Here is a 19,940-nt window from a genome sequence, read left to right as displayed (position 1 = left end):
TATTACTCTTTCTCTTGAAAGGGAAAATAGGGGATCAGAGAACCTCAAACTTGACGGTGTCAGTTATAAAGGTTATGTCGAGCTTGTCCACTCCCGGGATCTTCCTGGAGACCTCGCTGATTATTCTCTCGAGTTCCCTCATGTCCTTCGGTCCGACGATGTGAACCACGAGGTTGTGGGAACCCAGGGCGCGCTGGACGATTTTGACGTTATCGTCCTCAACGAGCGCGGGGATGACCTCATCCAGGTTGACGTTGGGTTTTACGGTTATACCGAGGATTACATGAACGTAGCCGAGGGCCTCGTAATCGGGTATGACGGTGTACTTCTTTATGACGCCGTTCCTCTCGAGGCGGTCCATCCTCCTGGATACCCTCTGCCTCGTGGTGCCCAGCATCTCGGCAAGCTCCCGGTAGGTAAGACGGGCGTTTTTGGAGAGAAGTTTCAGTATGCGGAGATCTATCTCCGTTATTTTATCGGCCATCTCATCACCTCCGGAGTTATGGGAGGAGTTGAGCGCACTCCTATAAAAATGTTTCTATCATTTGGAGAATTTCCAAGCCTTTAGGTTATCCTAATTGGCCGAAAACGGGGAAATATAGAACATAAAGTCTAACATGATGTTACACGGGAAGGTATTACTCCGGTCCTCACCCGGAGCGTCGGGAAAGGTCCCTCTCCCTGTACTTCCGGACGCTCTCCTCGAGGGCCTCCAGAAGGTCAACGCCGTAGTGATTGGCGATGCAGGCGAGGGCAAATGCCACGTCCCCAAGCTCCTCCTTAAGGTTTGCCCTACCCTCTCCCTTTATTCCCTCGGCTTTGAGGAGCTCGTCCGCCAGTTCTCCGACCTCCTCGACGAGGGCCGCGAGCATCTCAAAGGGGCCCCAGTAGCCGCCCATCTCCCTCACGAGCTCGTCAACCATCCTCTGGTAGCGGTTCATTCCAGCATCAGCTCCCTGTGTACGCGATCGAGGTAGTTCCTGAGTGCTTTCGCGTCGGTGCGATAGAAGTGCATCTTGCCCACCTTCTTCACTTTGATGAGTCCGAGGGAGCGGAGCGTCCTGAGGTGGTGACTTATGAGGGTCTGCTCCCTGTTGAGGGCCCGGGAGATGAGACAGACGCACAGCCAGTTGTTCATCAGGAGCTTGAGAATCCTTAGTCTGATGGGGTTGGACAGGGCCTTTAGAAACTTCACCACGTTATCGTCAATTCTGGCGTTGATCTCGGCATCGAGATCGGGTATCCCGCACTCCCTCCCGCACTCCAGAACGGTTCTTCTCTGCTTCTCATCCAGTTCGCTGAGGAGATCTGCCACCCGCATGGACAACACCATACCAGATCAAGCTTTCACCTTAATAATTTTTCACCTGCTCACTCCACCACCTCTATCCCCACCGGTTCACCGCTGCTGAGGTATGCCCTGACGTCCTCCTCCGTGAAGGGATACGCTATTATCAGGTGAACTCCCCCGAACTTTGAGAAAAACTCCAGATCCGCCTCCGAAGGCCACGGGTTAGGGCCGGGGTGTGAGTGAACGGTTCCCTTTATGCTCTCGTCGTAGGGCAGCATCCAGGGATCGAAGAAGGCAGAGGTGTTCCCGAAATGGGGATTGGGGGCTATGAGGACCTCCTCGAAGATACCGTCCCGCTCCCTGAGAAAGCCGGCGAACTCGTTGGGATAAAAATCGCGGGCGAGCTGGAGGAGGTACTCGAGGAGCTCGCGCCGGATCCTCACCCTCATTCTCTCACCTTCGGGAGAACGGTGATTGCCTCTATTTCAACCGCCATTCCCCCTGGCAGGCTGGAGACCTCCACCATGGCTCTGGCGTTGACAATCCCGGGAATGTTCTCAACGGTCCTTCTGAAGTGCTCCTCGATGGGATCTGTTTCTGGCTCCCCCGTCTCGAGATTTACGGGTATCTGGCCCAAAAGGAAGAAGGGCCTTCCCTCCGCCAGGACGCCCCGGCTGTAGGGCCCCGGGGGAGCGGGAACCCTTTCCGTGAACACGACTTCCTTTCTCATGGCGATCATCTCAAATCAGCGAAGCGAAGAGTCCTCATCGGTTTCCCTCGGATGTCCTCGGCCTCATCATCCCGCCTTCTTCTCCAGGTACTTCTCAAGGCTCTTGGCCGGAACGTCCAGCGGAAGGCCTATCTTCTCGAGGGCCTTTCTCAGTGCATAGACGCGCGCGTGCTCGGTGAACTCTTCCGGAGCGTGGTCCTCCGCCGGGAACTCCAGGTACCGTTCCACTACCCTCGGTATGTCTGCCTTCTTCACCTTTTTGAACTCGCCAAACCAGGCCTCGATGCCCCCGAGGTTTATTCCGGCGTACAGGGGAAGTTTCAGGGTAATGCTCTCGTTTATGGCCGCGAGGACCCTGGCAACATCCTCCATCGGCGTCCTTTCGTCTATTATCAGCCTTCTGACGGCCTTCCAGGGTGGATTGCCCCGGGGATGGAAGGCAGTGAAGTTGACGTGGTCCTCCTCGTAGGGAAACTCCGTCCTAACACCTTCCAGCGGTCCCTCGGGATATTCGATCGGAACCCTTTCGGCAAGGGTACTTCTGACGAGCAGGGCCCGGGCCACCTCGACCAGGAGTTTCCTGAGCTTTTTGTCATTCTCGAAGACGAGGTTGCCGAGCTTCCTGGCGGTTCCGGGTGACTTCAGGAGGGTTATTGTTTCGGCCAGATCCTTCCTGGACAGTTCTCCCGCGACTTCCTCTATTTTCCCGACGTCCATAACCCCCGTGAGATAGCCTGGTATCCTTAGGTTCACCGTGTTGGAAACGCCCGCCGTGAAGTGGGCTATCCTACGGGGCTCCATCTCGGTGAGTCTGTCCGCAACTTTCCATTCCCCGTGCTTTGCTGTGAACACTATGTGATCCTCCATCTTCATGACATCCACCGTTTTCCCTTGATCGGGGGACTATTTTAGCTTTTTCTCGGTATCTCAAAAAAGTTATAAATCGCCCCGGTGATGGTGTGCTAGAGTAAAAAAGAGGGACTCAAGATGGGGGAGGAAGGGAAGGTTGAGAAGGCACCGGCCCCCCGGGAGTACGGTGAGAACCTCGAGCTGGGCGTGGACTTCAAGACCACCGAGGAGATAAAGGTTCCCGAGAGGCTCATAGATCAGGTCATAGGCCAGGAGCACGCCGTCGAGGTCATCAAAACCGCCGCCAACCAGAGGAGGCACGTTCTTCTCATCGGTGAGCCGGGTACTGGGAAGTCAATGCTCGGTCAGGCGATGGCGGAGCTTCTCCCGACGGAAAACCTCGAGGATATACTCGTCTTCCCGAATCCCGAGGACGAGAACATGCCCAAGATAAAGACCGTCCCGGCCTGCCAGGGCAGGAGGATAGTCGAAAAGTACCGCGAGAAGGCCAAGGGACAGGAGAACATAAAATCCTACATCCTGCTCTTTGTCATGTTCACAGTCATGCTCGCCCTGTTCCTCCAGTTCTCGGCGACCACCCTTCTGATGGGGCTCTTCGTCATAATACTCACCATAATGGCCCTCTCCAACATGCGCCTCAAGACCTCAGTTCTGGTTCCAAAGCTCCTGGTGGACAACTGCGGCAGAAAGAAGGCGCCATTTATAGACGCAACCGGCGCCCATGCCGGAGCGCTCCTTGGTGATGTGAGACACGACCCGTTCCAGAGCGGTGGACTCGGCACGCCGGCCCACGAGAGGGTTGAGCCCGGCATGATACACCGCGCCCACAAGGGCGTCCTGTTCATAGACGAGATAGCCACGCTGAGCCTCAAAATGCAGCAGAGCCTCCTCACCGCGATGCAGGAGAAGAAGTTCCCGATAACCGGCCAGAGCGAGATGTCGAGCGGTGCGATGGTCAGAACCGAACCTGTCCCCTGCGACTTCGTGCTCGTCGCGGCCGGAAACCTTGACACGATAGAGAAGATGCACCCGGCTCTGCGCTCGCGCATAAGGGGCTACGGTTACGAGGTCTACATGCGCACCACCATGCCGGACACGATAGAGAACAGGAAGAAGCTCGTCCAGTTCGTTGCGCAGGAGGTAAAGCGCGACGGCAAGATACCCCACTTCACCAGGGGCGCGGTTGAGGAGATAGTCAGGGAGGCCCAGAAGAGGGCGGGAAGAAAGGGCCACCTCACGCTCCGCCTTCGTGACCTTGGCGGTATCGTAAGGGCCGCCGGGGACATAGCGGTTAAGAAGGGCAAGAAGCTGGTTGAGAGGGCGGACGTCCTCGAGGCAATAAGAATGGCAAAACCCCTGGAGAAGCAGCTCGCCGACTGGTACATCGAGAGAAAGAAGGAGTATCAGGTCATAAGAACCGAGGGAAGCCAGGTGGGGAGGGTAAACGGTTTAGCCGTCATAGGTGAGCAGAGCGGTATAGTCCTGCCGATAGAGGCAGCCGTTGCTCCGGCAGCGAGCAAGGAGGAAGGGAAGATAATCGTCACTGGAAAGCTCGGTGAGATAGCCAAGGAAGCTGTCCAGAACGTCTCCGCGATAATCAAGCGCTACAAGGGCGAGGACATCAGCAGATACGACATCCACGTCCAGTTCCTTCAAACTTACGAGGGCGTTGAGGGTGATTCAGCCAGCATAAGCGTTGCCACCGCGGTCATATCCGCCCTGGAAAACATACCGATAAGACAGGATGTCGCGATGACCGGTTCGCTGAGCGTTCTCGGTGAGGTACTCCCCATTGGAGGGGCAACGCCGAAGATAGAGGCCGCCATTGAGGCCGGGATAAAGAAGGTTATCATCCCCAAGGCCAACGAGAAGGATGTCTTCCTGAGCAAGGACAAGGCAGATAAAATAGAGATTTACCCGGTTGAGACGATTGATCAGGTTCTCGAGATTGCCCTCGAGGACACCGACAGGAAGAAGGAACTCCTCAGGCGCATAAAGGAGACCCTGCCCCTCTCATCCTGAGGTTCCTCTTTTTTCACACACCCTGTTCTTGGGCTGTCCCGACTCCGCTGATTCACACCCATGTCCAGTAATGCTTAAAAAACGTCCCATTTACGTTACCCATGGAGGTGAGATAATGCTCAAAGTTGAGAACCTTCACGTTTCGGTCGAAGACAGGGAGATCCTGAAGGGCGTTGATCTCTCCGTTGGAAGCGGAGAGTTTCATGTGATAATGGGACCGAACGGTTCGGGAAAGTCAACGCTTGCACTCACCATAGCTGGGCATCCAAAATACGAGGTCACCGACGGTCGGATACTCTTCGAGGGCGATGAGATACAGGAACTCGGTCCGGACGAGAGGGCCAGGAAGGGCATCCTTCTGGCATTCCAGGTCCCGCCTGAGGTCGAGGGGGTTAAGATAATCGAGTTCCTCCAGCACGTTCTCATCGAGCTCAAGGGGATGGATCCGGTTGAAGCCTACGACCTGATCGTGGAGAAGGCAAAGGAGCTGTGGTTCAGGGAGGAGGATCTGCACCGCTACCTCAACGTCGGATTCTCCGGCGGTGAGAGGAAGAGGCTTGAACTCCTCCAGGCGATCCTCATCGAACCCAAACTGCTCATCCTGGACGAGCCGGACAGCGGCGTTGACGTGGATTCGCTCAGTGTTATCAGCAGGAAAATAGAGGAGCTTCACAGGAAGGGAACCGCGATACTCCTCATCACCCACTACGGCAGGATCCTTGGTCATCTCGACAGGGAGAAGCTCAGGGTTCACGTGATGAAGGACGGGAAGATAGTGAAGACCGGTTCCGGCGAACTCGTTGACCGGATTGACAGAGAGGGATTCGCCGGTATATTCGAGGAGGTGGGAGCATGACCGAGACGATAACAATGCGCGACGCCAAGGAGATCATAAGGATGCAGATCGAGGAGCTCGCGAGGAGGAACAGGGAACCGGAGTGGATGACGAGGCTGAGGTACAAAGGCTTAGAAGCCTTTGAGAGGGCACCCCACAGGGACCCGGTAATAAGCGAGGAGGAACTCCTCCAGTTCATAGCCAAACCTGAGGTTGAGGGAATCCCTGAGAAGATCGAGAGCTTGGATGATCTCCCACCTGAGATGAAGGCCCTGCTGGACAAACTGGGCATAGACGAGGTAGAGCAGAAATACTTGGCGGGACTGGCGGTTCAGACCGACACAGGGGTTATCTACAACCAGTTCCTCAAGGAGTGGGAGAAGAAGGGTCTTATCGTCCTCCCGACCGAGGAGGCCGTTAGAAAGTATCCTGATATCGTGAAGCAGCACTTCCTCAGGCTGTTCCGCGTTGACGAGAGCAAGCTGACAGCTTACCACACCGCCATATGGAACGGCGGAATCTTCCTCCACGTCAAGGAGGGCCTCAAGGTCCCGTTCCCGCTTCACCTGTTCTTCCTCATCCAGGAGAGTGCTTTAGCTCAGGCGCCGCACATAATCATCATAGCCGAGAAAAACACGGAGTTCCACCTCATAGAGGGCTGCACCTCCCCGGTACTCACGAGGCACTCGCTCCACCTCGACATGACGGAGGCGTATTTCCACGAGAACGCGAGGGGCCAGCTCACGGTTTTACAGAACTGGCCGGAGTACGTTCACACGAGGCCGATGACGAGGGCAAAGATAGGAAAGAACGCGCGCTTCATCAACACGACAGTTACCCTCGGTTCCGGGAAGAGCAACATAGGCGACCCGCACTACTGGGTTGACGAGAAGGGCTACGTCGAGCTGAACGGCATTCTGCTCGGCCAGAAGGACTTCTACATTGACCTCGGTGGCAGGATGTTCCTTCAGGGTAGGGGCGCCGCCGGGATAAACGCCAGCAAGGCAGTGATAATGGACGAGAGCACCGTCATAACGCGCGGGGTAATAACGGCCGAGGCACCTAAAACCAAGGGCCACATAAGCTGTGACGCCCTGCTCATGAGCGACAAAGCGGTGATGGAGACCTATCCAGGACTGGTGAGTAAGGTTGACGATGCCGAGCTGAGCCACGAAGCTGCGATAGGCAAGATACGCGAGGAAGAGCTCTTCTACCTTATGAGCCGTGGCCTCGACGAGGAGAAGGCCACACAGCTCATCGTCAAGGGCTTCCTCGAGCCGATGCTCAAGGACATCCCGATGGAGTTCCTGGTTGAGATAAGGAAGATAATAGAGCTTGCCGTCAGCGGGGGCATGTGATCCCCTTCTTTTTTCTTGTAAACCACTTTTCCCGTCATGCCTTTTGATCAAGAGCCTGCAGAGGCTCTATTAGTTCTCCCACCTCTTGTCGAGCCTGAGGTAGAAGAACAGGACTATCATGAAGATCGTGATGTAGTAGCTCCACTCGAAGGGAACCACGCCCAGCACACCCAGGGTGTAAACGAAGGTGAGAACCAGCACCACCGCCAGCAGGATCCGGTAAAACGTCCTTTTCTTCATGCTCCCACCGGGAAAAAATAGGGGAGGGGACTTTTAACCCTGTCCCCTCAGCCGGAAGCGGATGAAGTCGCGTTGCAGACCAGAGGCTGGGGCTGGTAGTTGAAGGCCTCAGGATGGAGGTACTCGGCTATCTCCTCGAGCCCGTACACTATCCTGGGTCCGGGCCTTACAACGAGATCCTCGTCGCTGAGCACGTAAACGCGGCCGCTCTTCACGGCGTCAACGCTCGAAAGCGGTCCGGAGCACAGGTCTTCCGGCTTGATACCAGAGTTCGGCGAGATTATTATGACCTCGGGATTCCTCGCCACTATCTGCTCCTCGCTGGCGACGCCCCAGCCGGTGAAATCAGCGAAGACGTTCTCCCCGCCCGCGAGGTTTATGAGGTCGTTGATGAAGGTTCCATTCCCGGCGGTCCAGTAGCCGTTGTAGTAGCTCAGGATAAAGAATGTCCTCACCTTCGGCTTTCCTTCAACCATTGACCTGACGTAGTTCACCCTCGCCTTCATCTCGGCGATGACCTCTCTGGCGCCCTCTTCGCGGTTGGTGACCTTTCCGAGGAGCTCTATCTTCCTGTAAATGTCATCAATGCTCTTCGGGCTCACTATGATAACGGGTGCTATCTTCTCCAGGCTGTCGAGGATGCTCATCGAGAAGTCGTCCGCTACGATGAGGTCCGGATTGAGTGATGCTATGATCTCAAGGTTGGCGTACTTGCCGTAGCCTCCAACGCGGGTGATGTTCTTCACTGCCGGCGGAAAGTCATCGTAGTCGGTGACGCCAACGACCTTGTCACCGGCACCTATGTAGAAGAGGGTCTCGGTTATGCTCGGTGCGAGGCTGACTATACGCTGGGGCTCCCTCTCGATTGTAACCTTCCTCCCCGCGAAATCCGTTACGGTTAGCGGATAGCTTACCCTGAAGGCCTCGGGGTGGAGGAGCCTGGCGACGGTCTCCAGACCCTTCACGACCCTCGGACTTGGGTGGATCAGATCATTTTCGTTCTCAATGACGTATACCTTTCCTTCTCTTGCGGCCTTCGTGGTGGCGAGGGGCCCGTTGTAAACGTCCTGAACGGTCATGCCGCAGTGGGGAGTGAGGATTATCACGTCCGGGTTCCTCTCGATGACCTGCTCCGGGCTGACCGCCGGCCAGCCGGTGGTGTCGTTGAAGATGTTCCTTCCCCCGGCAAGCTCTATCACGTCGCTTATGAAGGTGTCACCGCCGGCCGTCATTAGCGGGTCGTTCCAGACGATGTAGAAAACGCCGGGCTTGGGATAGTCTTTGACGGCGGAGCTTATCTCCTCGATGCTGGAGTTGAACTCGCTTATAACTCTTTTCGCGTTTTCCTCGGCGTGGAAGATTTTTCCAAGGAGTTCGAGCGCCCCGGGTATGTCGTCAATGCCATGGGGGTCAACGATGACAACGGGTGCTATCTTCTCGAGCTCGCTGAGTATTGGCATGGAGTAGCCGTCTGCCAGTATCAGATCGGGCTGGAGTGATGCTATGATCTCAAGGTTGGCGTACTTGCCGTAGCCTCCAACGCGGGTGATGTTGCGGACCTCCGGCGGAAAGTCATCGTAGTCGGTGACGCCGACCACCCTGTTGAAGAGTCCGAGGTAGTAGAGGTCCTCGGTTATGCTCGGAGCAAGGGTGACAACTTTTTTCGGTTCCTTCTCGATTGTGACCGTTCTGTTGGCGAAGTCGGTGATCGTTATTGGGTATTTGGACATACTGGTCTCCGGGGTCGTTGATGGTTCCACACTGGAGGGCGTTTCGGGTGAGGCAACTGGGGTGCTGGACCGGGTGGTTTTACTTCCTATGCACCCGCTGGCAATCACCGCTCCCACGAGGAGCAGTATTATGAAAAGTGCGGTTCTTCTCATGCCGACCACCTGGATTATTTGTCCAGTGGTGGTCGGGCCGGTGGTTTATAAGGTTGTTGATCACTCCCGCTCCCTGTCCATTCGGAAGATGTCAACGCGGGTTATTATGCCCGCTATCCTGCCCTCCCTGTCCTGGACGAGTACAGCGGGATGCTCCTCAAGAAGGTACTTAACAACCTCCAGATCCTCGTCTTCACTGACTATCGGGAACGGTTCCTCCATCACTTCCATCGCCTTTCGGTCGTAGATGTCCTCATACTCGAGACTCTTGCGCACCAGAGTCTTCTCGGTTATCGAGCCCACGACCTTGTTGCCCGCTATCACCGGAACCTGGGAGATATTGTGCCTGTTCATCAGCTTTATAACCTCCCCGACGCGGTCATAGGGTTTTACCGAGAGAACCGGGGAGGACATGACGTCCCTGGCCCTTAGCCGGGCGTTCTTGCACTCCAGGAGGGCCTGGAGGATGCGGTTGAATGTCGAGAGCCTGGGATCCACCTTCCCGGTTTCGAGCTTCGCTATGTACGCTTGAGTAACCCCCGCCCTCTTCGCCAGCTCCTCCTGGGTTATGCCCAGCTCCTTCCTGATTCGGCGTATCTCCCTGGGATCAATCGGCCGGGGTATTGTCACCATTCATAACCACCGGTTATCAATCCCGGTTTTGGTCATTATAAGTCTTCCTCAGAAGGGCATCGAAGTGTGGGCCGGGCACAGAGCCCCGCGGTCATTAGTCGCGCGGGTGGATGCTCCCGGCCCTGTGGGCTCGGCGTGAGCACGCTCCGCTCACGGAACCCGATACCTCGCGGAGGCGGGTTGACCGAGCCCGAGCGAGGAGACGATTGTCCCCCCGCTGTCGGCGATTGGGATTAGCCCATGCAGATTTAAAAACATGACCCTCAGGCGGTTGAGATAAGTATCACCCCTATAACCGCCAGAAGGAGCCCCTCGATTATCCTCCTCCCGGGCTTCTCCCCCAGAAAGACCACGGCGAGGGCGGACGCGATCACGGGGTTTATGGCGGAAACCGGGGCGGCTATCTCGGAACCCACGAGATCAACTGAGTAAACGAAGGTGTACTGGCCGATCAGAAGACCGCTCACGGCCGCCCCCGCCAGAAGGAGCAGCTCCCCGGGGGTTATCCTCTTCAGCTCGGGAAGGTAGCGCGGGAGAAGGGTGGAAATGGCAAGGGTCGCGAATATCATCCTTATGCCCGAGAGGGTCAGGACATCCACGTAGCCTGTCAGCCAGTCCATCAGAAGTATCGCCAGACTCCAGGATATCGGGGCGAGGAGCGCGTAGATGAATCCCCGCGGATCGGCCTGCTCTTTCTCCTCGGCCCGTTTCACGATGATTATCGCAGCCACCACCATGATCGCCCCCACCACAACCCTGGGACTTACACTCCTTCCAAGGAAGAGGAAGGCCCAGAGCATCGTCCAGAGGGGGTACGTGGAGGTTATGGGGACCGTTCTTGAAACTCCCATCCTCCTGAGGGCATGGAAGTAGAAGTAGTCCCCCACGACGAACCCCAAAACACCCGAAAGGAAAGCGATTCCCAGGAGGAGAGGTGGCAGGGAGAGCACCCTGTGGAGGCGACCGGTGATACCCAGGATCACTGCGAAGAGAACCGAGACTATGTAAAGCCTTACGATGTTTACGGTCACCGGGCTCTTGTCCCTCATGCCGGCCTTTATCAGGACCGTGGAGATCGCCCATGCCGCGGCCGAGAGCAGCGCCATCAGGATACCCGCTACCGTTGGCTGCATGGAGGTTGGCCAGACATTCAGCTTAAAAACTTAACGTTTCGATGGGGAACGAATAACTCAGGAAAGCAGGGCCAGTGCGACGGTGTAGATCCACTCGCCGTCCACCCAGAGATCGAGAGCCTTCCCGGGCCGGGTTCTCCTTGTGAAGTACAGGATGTAAGCGTAGCCGTTGAGGATCGAGAAGAGGAGAACGGAAAGGTACTCCCGGAAGTAGCCCAGTCGCGCTGCCATCAGGAGCCAGGGGATCAGGGTGGAGTTGAGAACGAGCAGTAGAGTTCTGCTCTTCGCCAGTCCGAACCTCACGGGTATTGTTTCCACACCGCTGAGCCTGTCGCCCTCAACGTCTCTGACGTCGAATAGCACCGTGTTTATGAGGCTCTTTATGAAGAAGAAGTAATATACGAGGAGCACCTTAAGGGACTCAACGCTCCCGGCGGCCAGGGGGAGGAGGGCCGTTCCGCCGGCCCATGTGCCCGCTATGATCAGGTTCTTCACCACCGTGACGTCCTTGAGCCTCCTTCGCCCCGGGAGAATCCTGACGCTGTAGACGAAGCCCGTGATAACTGGAAAGACCAGCACCAGAACGGCCTCGGGACCTGAGAGGATACCTAGGATCAGGGCCGCCGCGAAGGACAGGATGGAGCCGTATCTTATTGTTCTGGCCAGGCGCCTGATGTATCTTACCCTCTCGGGGTTGTTTATTTCGTCTTCCTTGAGGTCGGTGAGCTTGTTAGTCCCGTAAACGCTGAATATGACGAAGAAAGTCGCCACCAGCAGGTTCCATTTCGGGGGGATTCCATAGAGGAGAAAAGCGAAGTACAGCTTGAAAACCCCGCTAACGGCCAGGAACAGGGACGTGGATATCAGGAAGCCGAACCCACGGCCAACTAACCCCATCACCTGAGAAGGAACGTGCCCGTCCTCCCGGAGCTGTTTAAGAAAACCGGACGGATACCTCATGAGGATGAGGAACCTGATTGGATCCTAAAGCACCCGTCTGGCATTTCTTCGGTAGTGTTCAAAAAGGTTTAGTCCCCACCTCCTGGCCCTCTCACCCGTTCCAATGAGATCGTTCATCATGTCATATGTTCCATCCGGAAAGAACAGGCCCAGGGAGATGAACTTATCCGTCACCGTGAAGGCCACCCTGGGATTCTCCTCGATGGTGTAGAGCCTGACGTTCGGAAGCTGCCGGACCCTCTCGACAACCTCGGGAGGTGTGAGGTCCAGGAGTTTCTCGTACACGGCGGTGGTGGTTACGATCTCTATGTCCGCATCCCCGATAAAGGCCATGTTTAGGAATTCCCTGGGGTAATCGGAAAAGAGAACGGGGGAAACGCCCCTGATCCACCGGGAGGTCCTTATCATCTCCATGTACGTCTCGTGGGGTGGTTTTATGTACTCGGGCGTCGTGGCATGGAGCCTTGAGCCCCTGAGGTCACCTATTCTGATCAGAAGCTCCTCCGGAATACCACTGAGGTCGTGGGTGAGCCAGAAGTCCTGAAACTCCTGGATCACCTCCAGGGCCTCGGTGAGGTTTCTGATTTGAAGGAACACCAGGTAGCCCAGGTTGGTCAGGCTGTATCTCTTGGTTGAGGGATCCTGGGTTATGAGTCCCTCCTCTATGAGGTCTCCCAGGGCATGGGATATGGTGGACTTGGTGGAACCCACCGTCTCGTATATCTCTCCGAGGGTCTTCGGGCCCTCCGAGAGGGATAGGAGGACTTTAAACCTCACGCCCGACGTCATAAGCATTCTAACCACGTTGTTTTGGTTCATGGCTTCTCTCCTCGCCTTTCCCATCAGCAACATTCCTAATAAACTTTTCCGGAATCAGGAATTTTTGCTATATCGAAACAATTTTGTTTTTATAGAGCAAAAACGTTATATACCCTGAGGTACAGGGTTGTGGTGTGGAGAGCATGCAGGTTGTAACGTCAGGGATTGACCACATTGACGCCGCCATCGGAGGGGGCATTATTAAGGGATCAGGCTTTCTGGTGCTCTACGACTCCTTCTCCTCCGGCTGGACCCTTCCCTTCAGGATACTCAAGCGCCAGATTGACCGTGGCGTACTGGGGGTATTCATAAACTACAACCTGCCCCTCTCGAGATTGCTCCTCAGGGCCAGATCCGCGGGACTGGACATTGAGGCAGAGGGGAAAAGGGGAAACCTGTTCGTCATAGACGTCTTTGGTTCGAAGTACGGTTCCTCCAACGGTTCTGGGGGCTATGTTTACACCATAGGCGGCTTCAACCCGGAGACTTACATCCCCAAACTGGAGCAGATTTATGAGGATATGTTCAGCAGAACCGACAGGACAGAGGCGGTGGACTTTCTGTTCTCCCTCGACGGAATGGCCCTCGAACTGGGGGAGGGCCTGAGCATCAAACTCATCCGACGTCTCCTATCAAATCACGTAATAAACGGAAGGCGCCTCTTCTCGCTTTACCTCCTCGGCGTCGACAGGGTTTCCAGGGAGTTCCTTTCCTGGAACGTTGAGTTCAGTGACTACGTGATCGAGTTCTCGAGCAGAAAGGAGGGGGACGGGATCTACGAGGAGATGTACATCATCAGGTCGCCTCTCCCCCAGTTCGAGCCCAGGGCCTACAGGTATGGGGTGAGGTTCCCGGGAGGCATTCCCCGGACCATTCCCGGGGGCAGGAGGACAATCTTATAAACATTCCTTTCCTAGAAACGCCGCATGATGACCCAGGCAGGGCTGACGAAAGGATGATGAAGATCTTGAGTGCTGATCAAAAGAAAAGGATCAGCGGATGATCACGTTTAAACGCCTGAGGTTCATCCCGATCCCGTACTCCCTCGACACTTCCCGGATTATGCGCTGGACGGTTTCCTCGATGTCCCTCTTTATCTTGTCCTCTGAAACGCCGGAGAACGAGCCGAAGAGCCCCCCGACGTTTTCCTTGATAAAGCTGGCCTCGATGTCTATGTAAACCGTCGAGCCCCTGACCTCGTGGTTGAGCTTGAGCCACTTGAAGGTCACCCTCGGAACGAGCTTGAGCTCCGCGTGGATCCTGTTCTTCAGCGTCTCCACAGCGGGCTCTATGCGGCTCCTGATCATCGTCTCCCTGGTTTCCTTCTTCTTCTCCTCAGTCAGGATGGCGAGCTCGTCTATTCCCGCCTCCTTCAGTAGCTGCTCCACCTCCCTTTCGAGGAGCTCCTTCTTGGCGAGTATTTCCGCGGCTTTCCCGGATTTTTCGACCGCCGTCGGCGCCACGGGGGCGGCCTTCCTCACGATCTCGACCTCAACGTTCCGAACGGTTATGTAGCGCTTGATTGTTCTAGCCAGTTCCCTGGCATGCCTTCCAAGGACGTCCCTCACTATCCTGACGACCTCGTCCTCCGTTAGATCCGTCTCAACGACCATTGAGAGGTTTATCTCGAACTCCTGCCTGCCTTTAACGTCGAAGTGGGCTCTATCAACCTTTATTCCGGAACTCTCGACCTCGTTGATAACCGTCCTGGCGAAGGCGCTGAAGTAGGGCCAGACGTCCTCCAGGACCGAGAGCATGACCCTTCCATCCTTGGTGACCTTCCCCGTTTTCTTCCTGTCCCTGTCCACTATCTCCTGTGGCTTCACCTCCTGGCCGTTGATGATGATGCTGACGTCCCGGATTATGGGCTTTACTTCCGCCTCCCTGAGGAGAATGGGGGCGTACTTGCTGACCGCGTGGAGCATCCTCTTCTCGGCGATCTCCGCTCCCCTGGAACCTCCCGTGGAGCTTCCCTGGATCCTGACGTTGAGGTAGACCACTCCCTCTCCGACGGTGGCATCGAACTCTATCCTCTCTACCTTGAGACCCCTTATTCTATCCGCCTCCCTGAGGAGAGCCTCTGCATAGGACTGGAAGGCCCTCTCCGGAATGCTGCCACCCGAGAGGTTGATGACCACCTCGGGCTTTCCAGAATCGGCCCGTTTTCTCGCAGGCTCTGGTTTCCTGGTGTGTTCGGGCTTCCCCTTTACCCCTTCCCCGCGCTTTATCCCCGCCGGACGGACGGGTTCCCTATCCACCGTTACCGCTTCGCCCAGCAGTTCCGCCAGGGGGATCTTTGGGGTGGAAGAGTAGGCCTCGATGTTCTCTGCTATGAGGAGCTTCAGTTCGATCTCGTCGAGGTCAAAGACGTCAACGACCATCGGCCTGCCGACGAAAGACTTTAGCACATCCACTGCCTCGTTCCCGGAGAGGTTCTGCTTTGTATCGACGAGCAGGCACTCAGCCGCGAGGACCTTTGATCTGTCCACTAGGGCGGTTATGTAGTACTTGCCGCCGCTGTTCTTGGCGAACACCTTGAGGAACGCCCCCGCCCCCTTCGAGAGGGCGCGCTGGAGGATCTCCCTGAACTCCTCCCTGGAGGTTACCACTGCGTTCTCGATGAGCGGAGCCTTATCGGGCAGCTGCATACCCATCACCATTAGCTATATATATCCCTCAGCGCAAAGAACCCCGGTGAATACTTCACCGTCCTAGTATACCAGCGCCTGTATTTAAACATTGTTGTGCAAGGGTGGGAACGATGAGGGTACTGGTACTCGGTGGGGGGGCCATAGGCAGGGCCGTGGCCGAGTCCCTTCGCGGCGAGTTTGATGTGACCATAATAGAGCGCGACGAGATCAGGGCCCAGGCCCTCGAGGAGAGCGGCTTCAACGTCGTCAGGGGAGACTTCTCCTACACGGCGACCCTCCTGAAGGCCGGCATAGACAGGGCCGAGCTGGTTATAATCACCACGATGAACGTTGATACGATAAAGAAAACCGTGTACGTGATCAGGTCCAATAACCGGGAGATTCCCATTGTAACCCTTCTCCCGGACGACGTCAGCCTCGACGAGCTCATCGCCCGGATAAAGGAGGAGTACGAGACCGATGTCAGGATTGACCACGCGATCTCCCCCAAGGTTGCCCTCAAGGACGCGATGGTTAGAACCGTTGAGATCATAGGGGAGGGTAAGAACGCAAAGCTTCTGGTCAGGAAACTGCGGGAGCTAAAGGCGGAGGGTGATTCCCTGCTCATACTCATGCACGACAATCCCGATCCGGACTCTATAGCAAGCGCTGCCGCTTTGAGCGTCATAGCCCAGACCCTGGGTCTTAGAACCCAGATAGTACACGGCGGGGAGATAACCCACCACGAGAACAGGGCCTTCGTCAATCTGCTGGGCATAGACATCAGACGGGTCACCAGGGGGTCCTACGAGATGAAGCGCTATCCCTTCATTGCCCTCGTTGACTGCCAGCCCAATGGCAACCTGACGACGCTCGATCAGGAGGACTACTCCAGGATAAGGATTATCATCGACCACCACCAGATCCTCCAGCACCTCGAGGAGCTCATACCCGACAATGCATTCCTTGACATAAGGCCCGAGGTTCACTCCTCCTCCTCGATACTGGCCGAGTACCTCCGGGTCCTGAACGTTCCCCTGTCGCCGCTTCTCGCCACGGCACTCTTCTACGGCATCTACGTTGACACCAAGAAATTCTCAAAGCTCAGCCACGTTGATCTGAAGGCCATCGAGTTCTTGGCCGGAAAGGTGGACTACGAGCTCCTCGACAAGATAGAGCACCCGGACATCAGCACCGAGACAGCGGAGATACTGGCGAGAGCGATACTCAACAGGCGCATCTACAAGAACGTCCTGATAAGCAACGTCGGTTTCATAACCAACCGCGATGCTATAGCTGAGTCCGCCGACTTCCTGCTCAGGATGGAGGGCATAACCACCGTCCTCGTCTTCGGTATAGTTGATGACAGGATAGAGATCTCCGCCAGGACGCGCGACGTCAGGGTCAATATCGGAGCGGTTCTCAGGGAGGCCTTCGGGGACATAGGGAGCGGTGGCGGTCACGCCCAGTCGGGCGGCGCCAGAATACCCCTGGGCATATTCAAACTCGCCAAGGACAAGAACTCGCTCCTCCGACTCGCGGAGGAGGCCATAACGGAGAAGTTCCTTGAGGCCCTAAAGGTTAAAGAGAGCTGATTACTCCTCTTTCGCTTTCACCAGGATTATGTCCCCTATGGCCGTAACCCTGTCGTAGGGGATGCCCACCCTCTCCCCGGGAAGCACGAGGGCGAGTACCTTTCCCCTTCCCCTGTCTATCTCGATGAGCACTTCGTCAACGTAACCGACGTAGTAGCCCCGGGTGTTGTAAATCTGCTTGCCGTAGAGCTTTGAGAGGCGCATCACCATTTTGACCACCGTTTCGGGTTATTGATGGACGTATTTAAACGTTACCTCCTGGGTATGTTCCTCGCGACCTCGAAGGCCCACCTGGCGAATAGCCCGAAGAACACCAGCGTGGCGCCCATAACTCCAAGTAGAAAGAGGCCCATCACGGCCCCCGGCTGTCCCTGAAGGGGCTCATAACCCCTGAATGTCAGCATTCCAACGGCGAAGCCTCCGAAATAGCTGAGGGGTGCAAGGAACATATCCAGGTAGTTCTCGGGACCGATGATGATCATCGTCCCCATCACGACCGCCAGCAAAAGATACAGGGGCAGGGATCCGGGTTTCGTGACCATCGTGACCGCCGCCAGAAGCGTCGTGGCCAGGAAACCCAGGGGAAAGGCCAGGGCCGAGGCCCTGAGCTCAAGTTTGCGTTTTCTTCCGAGGATCACCCCCAGGAGCAACCCCGCGTATACAGCGAAAACCGCCTTTCCGTTTCCCGTCAGGGAGTAAAGGGGAACCGCCATGGCAAAGCCGGTGAAGGAACCTATCCCGGCCCAGGTCAGCAGGGACTTTAAGTTCATCATCTCACGACCCTGACGGTTATCCTGTCTCCATCCCGGAGGTTGAGCTCTTTTCTCAGGTAAACGGGGGCCACTATCTCCGCTATCCTGGGTGGATGAACGGTCCTGGAGGGTATCACGAGGGCCCCTTCCATCCCGTTGATCCTCACGCGGTAGGCCTTCACGTCGCCGAAGGTTCTACCATCCTTCACAAAGCCGGGGAGAATGACAGGTCTGACGTTGCAGAGGGCGTCGAAGACGGTTTTTGGAAAGAGCACCCTGATGTTCAGGGTTCCGGGATATGGTTCAAAGCCCAGGTATTCCTTCATGAGGTGGGAGTACTGCTTAACGTAGTAGGCCCCCTCCCCGAGGCCGGAGACGACCTCACCCACTATCACGCCATCGTAGAGGACGCCCGATATCTCGTCGCAGAGCTCCTCAAGAAAGGCCAGCCCCCGGGAGGTTATCTCGACGTGGGTCTTCCTCCCCACAACCGATCTCTCCACCAGCCCCTCGGCTTCCATCTCCTCCAGAAGCCTGAGAATTGACTGGGGCGAAACTCCCAGTTCCTCCGCAAGTTCCCTCAGGGCGGCGGGGACCCTTCCCCCAATCGCACCCCTCCGGGCGAGTGAAAGGAGCAGCTTTATCTTCTTCATTTTCTCACCTTCGAGAGCCTATCCGCGATCCTCATCGGGCGGGGATAACCACCGTCGAGCAACCTTTCGACGATTTCCGCGGCAGATTCCAGATCTATCAGATGGCCAACGCTTACATAAGCTTTTCCCACCCTCCTCCAGAGATCCTGAGAAACGCCCCTCAGCGGCCTTTTGGCAACTCCAACGGTTGGCCTTCCCGTGAGGATGCCTATGTGAGACGCAAGGCCGTAGCCCCGAGGATGCGCCCTTCCGTGTCCCTCCACCAGGAGGACGTCGTACTCCTCATCCCGAATCACCAGGAGGATCGGCCGGGTTTCCCTCAGGAAAAAGTGGGTTGGGATGTAGGGGGCACTTACCCCGGTTTCCAGGGTCTTTGTTTTCAGGATTTCGCACTCCGAAAAGGAGCAGAGGGCGAAAGCCGATCTCGCGAGGTCCCCCCTGTAAGAAACGTCCACAGCGGCAACCGTTTCCACCTCGGAAACGTCGAGGGGCCTCTCGACCACCTTTTCCGCCAGCTCCCTCTGGGCAAGGGCCAGGAGTTCGAGCTTTTCTTCAGGAATTCCATAATTCTTTGTTTCCTTAATCACATAATCACCGAATTGGCTATTACCCGAGTCTCCGGAGGGTCTCGTCCAGCCTTGATTCGAGCTCCGCGTTGAGCTTTGCCCTCGTTAGATCCTCCAGCGTTCTCTCGAGGATTCCCCGTGCCTGATCCTGCTTCACCCTTACGTTAACGAGGCCCTTGGGGTACTCGAGGGTCATCAGCTCGTTGTAAACCTCCTCCATGAAGCGGTACGTTTCCTCGGCTTTGTCCAGCCTCCCGTCGAGAAGGAGCAGGAGGAAGTGTCTCCTCAGCTCGCCTATGAAGTCGCCCACTCCGAGGGAGTAGTCGGCGTGGGGAACACCCAGCTCCTCGGGTGAGGGGAACCTCTCTCCGGTCAGGTACGCAAAGAACAGGCTCGCCTCCACGAACTCCTGATGGGCGTTCTGAACGTAGCCCGTGTAGTAGAGGTCAGGATGGTCTTTGAGCTTCTCTCTAAGCTCATTTACCTTCTGTCTGGCGGTTTTGAGCCTCTCGCGGGCCTTCTCTATTTCGCCCCGGTGGAGGGCCTTCACGGTGTCCCCGCTGAGCCGTATTATCTCGCGCGTCAGTTTCAGCGCTTCCTCCCTTAGGGCGTCCTTCTCATCGAGAACCTCCCTAATCCTGGCAATTATCTCCCTCAGTTCCATACTCTCACCGGGAGGAGTTTGTGGAGGAGTTTAAAAATGTGGGCCCCGCCTATCACCGGCCTTCATCGGAGGCCGAGCCACCCTCGGGCGGTCCGGAGGGCGGGGTCCTGTGCGCCCGGCATCGTCGCACCCGCTCATCGCTGGCACAAGCCCACTCCCGGGTCCGGGCCACCGGGCACTCCATCGGATTCTTTCCTGAGTTTTTAATGCTTTTCCGTCATAACTATCAGGAATATCCAGTTCGGGATTTCATGCCGAAAATTATATAAGAGTACCGACTGACCCGGCTCTGCCCGGAAAGGTGGT

23 protein-coding genes are annotated in these 19,940 nt (G+C 56.4%); 5 read left to right on the top strand and 18 right to left on the bottom strand.

From position 1 onward, the window contains the following. Window positions 1–34: 34 nt before the first annotated feature. From MV985_RS04175 to MV985_RS04150, 6 genes are all read right to left on the bottom strand, one after another. Window positions 35–484 carry an Lrp/AsnC family transcriptional regulator gene (locus MV985_RS04175; protein WP_297463394.1) on the bottom strand — a complete coding sequence of 150 codons (450 nt, stop codon included), beginning with the start codon at window positions 482–484 and terminating at the stop codon, window positions 35–37. Window positions 485–650: 166 nt separating this feature from the next. After that, complete coding sequence (locus MV985_RS04170; protein WP_297463379.1) at window positions 651–941, bottom strand: MazG nucleotide pyrophosphohydrolase domain-containing protein; 291 nt, start codon at window positions 939–941, stop codon at window positions 651–653. Beyond that, window positions 938–1,321, bottom strand: a complete 384-nt coding sequence (locus MV985_RS04165) for a metalloregulator ArsR/SmtB family transcription factor (RefSeq protein ID WP_297463517.1) — start codon at window positions 1,319–1,321, stop codon at window positions 938–940. The genes MV985_RS04170 and MV985_RS04165 overlap by 4 nt, the downstream gene beginning before the upstream one ends. Before the next feature lie 50 nt (window positions 1,322–1,371). Then, window positions 1,372–1,740 carry a Mov34/MPN/PAD-1 family protein gene (locus MV985_RS04160; RefSeq protein WP_297463364.1) on the bottom strand — a complete coding sequence of 123 codons (369 nt, stop codon included), beginning with the start codon at window positions 1,738–1,740 and terminating at the stop codon, window positions 1,372–1,374. Continuing rightward, window positions 1,737–2,021: a deaminase gene (locus MV985_RS04155; RefSeq protein WP_297463353.1), complete on the bottom strand. Its 285-nt coding sequence runs from the start codon at window positions 2,019–2,021 to the stop codon at window positions 1,737–1,739. Before MV985_RS04155 ends, MV985_RS04160 begins: the two co-directional genes overlap by 4 nt. A gap of 66 nt (window positions 2,022–2,087) precedes the next feature. After that, the gene (locus tag MV985_RS04150; protein ID WP_297463514.1) at window positions 2,088–2,894 is read right to left on the bottom strand and encodes a DUF2666 family protein; all 807 of its coding nucleotides are present in this window, start codon (window positions 2,892–2,894) and stop codon (window positions 2,088–2,090) included. Window positions 2,895–3,008: 114 nt separating this feature from the next. Here MV985_RS04150 and lonB point away from each other — a divergent pair, with 114 nt between their 5' ends. The 3 genes from lonB to MV985_RS04135 all read left to right on the top strand — a co-directional run bounded on the left by lonB (window position 3,009) and on the right by MV985_RS04135 (window position 7,106). Next, window positions 3,009–4,913 carry an ATP-dependent protease LonB gene (gene lonB / locus MV985_RS04145; protein ID WP_297463350.1) on the top strand — a complete coding sequence of 635 codons (1,905 nt, stop codon included), beginning with the start codon at window positions 3,009–3,011 and terminating at the stop codon, window positions 4,911–4,913. 115 nt (window positions 4,914–5,028) lie between these two features. Beyond that, complete coding sequence (sufC, locus tag MV985_RS04140; RefSeq protein ID WP_297463347.1) at window positions 5,029–5,769, top strand: Fe-S cluster assembly ATPase SufC; 741 nt, start codon at window positions 5,029–5,031, stop codon at window positions 5,767–5,769. Further along, a complete protein-coding gene (locus tag MV985_RS04135; RefSeq protein ID WP_297463344.1) occupies window positions 5,766–7,106 on the top strand; it encodes a SufD family Fe-S cluster assembly protein in 1,341 nt (446 codons plus the stop codon). Before sufC ends, MV985_RS04135 begins: the two co-directional genes overlap by 4 nt. Before the next feature lie 69 nt (window positions 7,107–7,175). Here the strand turns inward: MV985_RS04135 and MV985_RS04130 are convergent, their stop codons facing one another. The 6 genes from MV985_RS04130 to MV985_RS04105 form a co-directional block, all read right to left on the bottom strand. Then, window positions 7,176–7,346, bottom strand: a complete 171-nt coding sequence (locus MV985_RS04130) for a hypothetical protein (RefSeq protein ID WP_297463341.1) — start codon at window positions 7,344–7,346, stop codon at window positions 7,176–7,178. A gap of 47 nt (window positions 7,347–7,393) precedes the next feature. Next, a complete protein-coding gene (locus MV985_RS04125; RefSeq protein ID WP_297463338.1) occupies window positions 7,394–9,229 on the bottom strand; it encodes an ABC transporter substrate-binding protein in 1,836 nt (611 codons plus the stop codon). A 60-nt stretch (window positions 9,230–9,289) separates the two neighbouring features. Further along, on the bottom strand, window positions 9,290–9,862 hold the full coding sequence (locus tag MV985_RS04120; protein ID WP_297463336.1) for a CBS domain-containing protein: 573 nt from the start codon (window positions 9,860–9,862) through the stop codon (window positions 9,290–9,292). 263 nt (window positions 9,863–10,125) lie between these two features. After that, window positions 10,126–10,995 carry a DMT family transporter gene (locus tag MV985_RS04115; protein ID WP_297463333.1) on the bottom strand — a complete coding sequence of 290 codons (870 nt, stop codon included), beginning with the start codon at window positions 10,993–10,995 and terminating at the stop codon, window positions 10,126–10,128. 57 nt (window positions 10,996–11,052) lie between these two features. After that, window positions 11,053–11,892 (bottom strand): UbiA family prenyltransferase, encoded by an 840-nt coding sequence (locus MV985_RS04110; protein ID WP_297463330.1) that lies wholly within the window; start codon window positions 11,890–11,892, stop codon window positions 11,053–11,055. Window positions 11,893–11,979: 87 nt separating this feature from the next. Beyond that, complete coding sequence (locus tag MV985_RS04105) at window positions 11,980–12,798, bottom strand: winged helix-turn-helix domain-containing protein (protein WP_297463327.1); 819 nt, start codon at window positions 12,796–12,798, stop codon at window positions 11,980–11,982. Between the two features lie 110 nt (window positions 12,799–12,908). Here MV985_RS04105 and MV985_RS04100 point away from each other — a divergent pair, with 110 nt between their 5' ends. Next, window positions 12,909–13,676 (top strand): hypothetical protein, encoded by a 768-nt coding sequence (locus MV985_RS04100; protein ID WP_297463324.1) that lies wholly within the window; start codon window positions 12,909–12,911, stop codon window positions 13,674–13,676. 90 nt (window positions 13,677–13,766) lie between these two features. Here the strand turns inward: MV985_RS04100 and MV985_RS04095 are convergent, their stop codons facing one another. Further along, entirely contained in the window at window positions 13,767–15,422 is a 1,656-nt protein-coding gene (locus MV985_RS04095) for a hypothetical protein (protein WP_297463319.1), read from the bottom strand. A gap of 113 nt (window positions 15,423–15,535) precedes the next feature. On the opposite strand from MV985_RS04095, the gene MV985_RS04090 reads away from it, so the two are divergent. Beyond that, a complete protein-coding gene (locus MV985_RS04090; protein ID WP_297463306.1) occupies window positions 15,536–16,999 on the top strand; it encodes a DHH family phosphoesterase in 1,464 nt (487 codons plus the stop codon). On the opposite strand, the gene MV985_RS04085 is transcribed toward MV985_RS04090, so the two are convergent. Genes MV985_RS04085 through MV985_RS04065 form a run of 5 tightly spaced genes read right to left on the bottom strand, consistent with a single transcriptional unit; the run spans window position 17,000 to window position 19,634 of the window. Beyond that, on the bottom strand, window positions 17,000–17,209 hold the full coding sequence (locus tag MV985_RS04085; protein WP_297463512.1) for a PRC-barrel domain-containing protein: 210 nt from the start codon (window positions 17,207–17,209) through the stop codon (window positions 17,000–17,002). A gap of 41 nt (window positions 17,210–17,250) precedes the next feature. Beyond that, window positions 17,251–17,772 carry a hypothetical protein gene (locus MV985_RS04080; RefSeq protein ID WP_297463293.1) on the bottom strand — a complete coding sequence of 174 codons (522 nt, stop codon included), beginning with the start codon at window positions 17,770–17,772 and terminating at the stop codon, window positions 17,251–17,253. Continuing rightward, complete coding sequence (locus MV985_RS04075) at window positions 17,769–18,404, bottom strand: CTP-dependent riboflavin kinase (protein ID WP_297463283.1); 636 nt, start codon at window positions 18,402–18,404, stop codon at window positions 17,769–17,771. The genes MV985_RS04080 and MV985_RS04075 overlap by 4 nt, the downstream gene beginning before the upstream one ends. Continuing rightward, window positions 18,401–18,988: an endonuclease V gene (locus MV985_RS04070; protein ID WP_297463510.1), complete on the bottom strand. Its 588-nt coding sequence runs from the start codon at window positions 18,986–18,988 to the stop codon at window positions 18,401–18,403. Before MV985_RS04070 ends, MV985_RS04075 begins: the two co-directional genes overlap by 4 nt. Window positions 18,989–19,010: 22 nt before the next feature. After that, entirely contained in the window at window positions 19,011–19,634 is a 624-nt protein-coding gene (locus tag MV985_RS04065; RefSeq protein ID WP_297463272.1) for a haloacid dehalogenase, read from the bottom strand. Window positions 19,635–19,940: the final 306 nt, after the last annotated feature.

This window comes from Thermococcus sp. (genome assembly GCF_027012695.1).
GTDB lineage: Archaea > Methanobacteriota_B > Thermococci > Thermococcales > Thermococcaceae > Thermococcus.
This window is presented reverse-complemented; position numbering and strand designations above follow the sequence as displayed.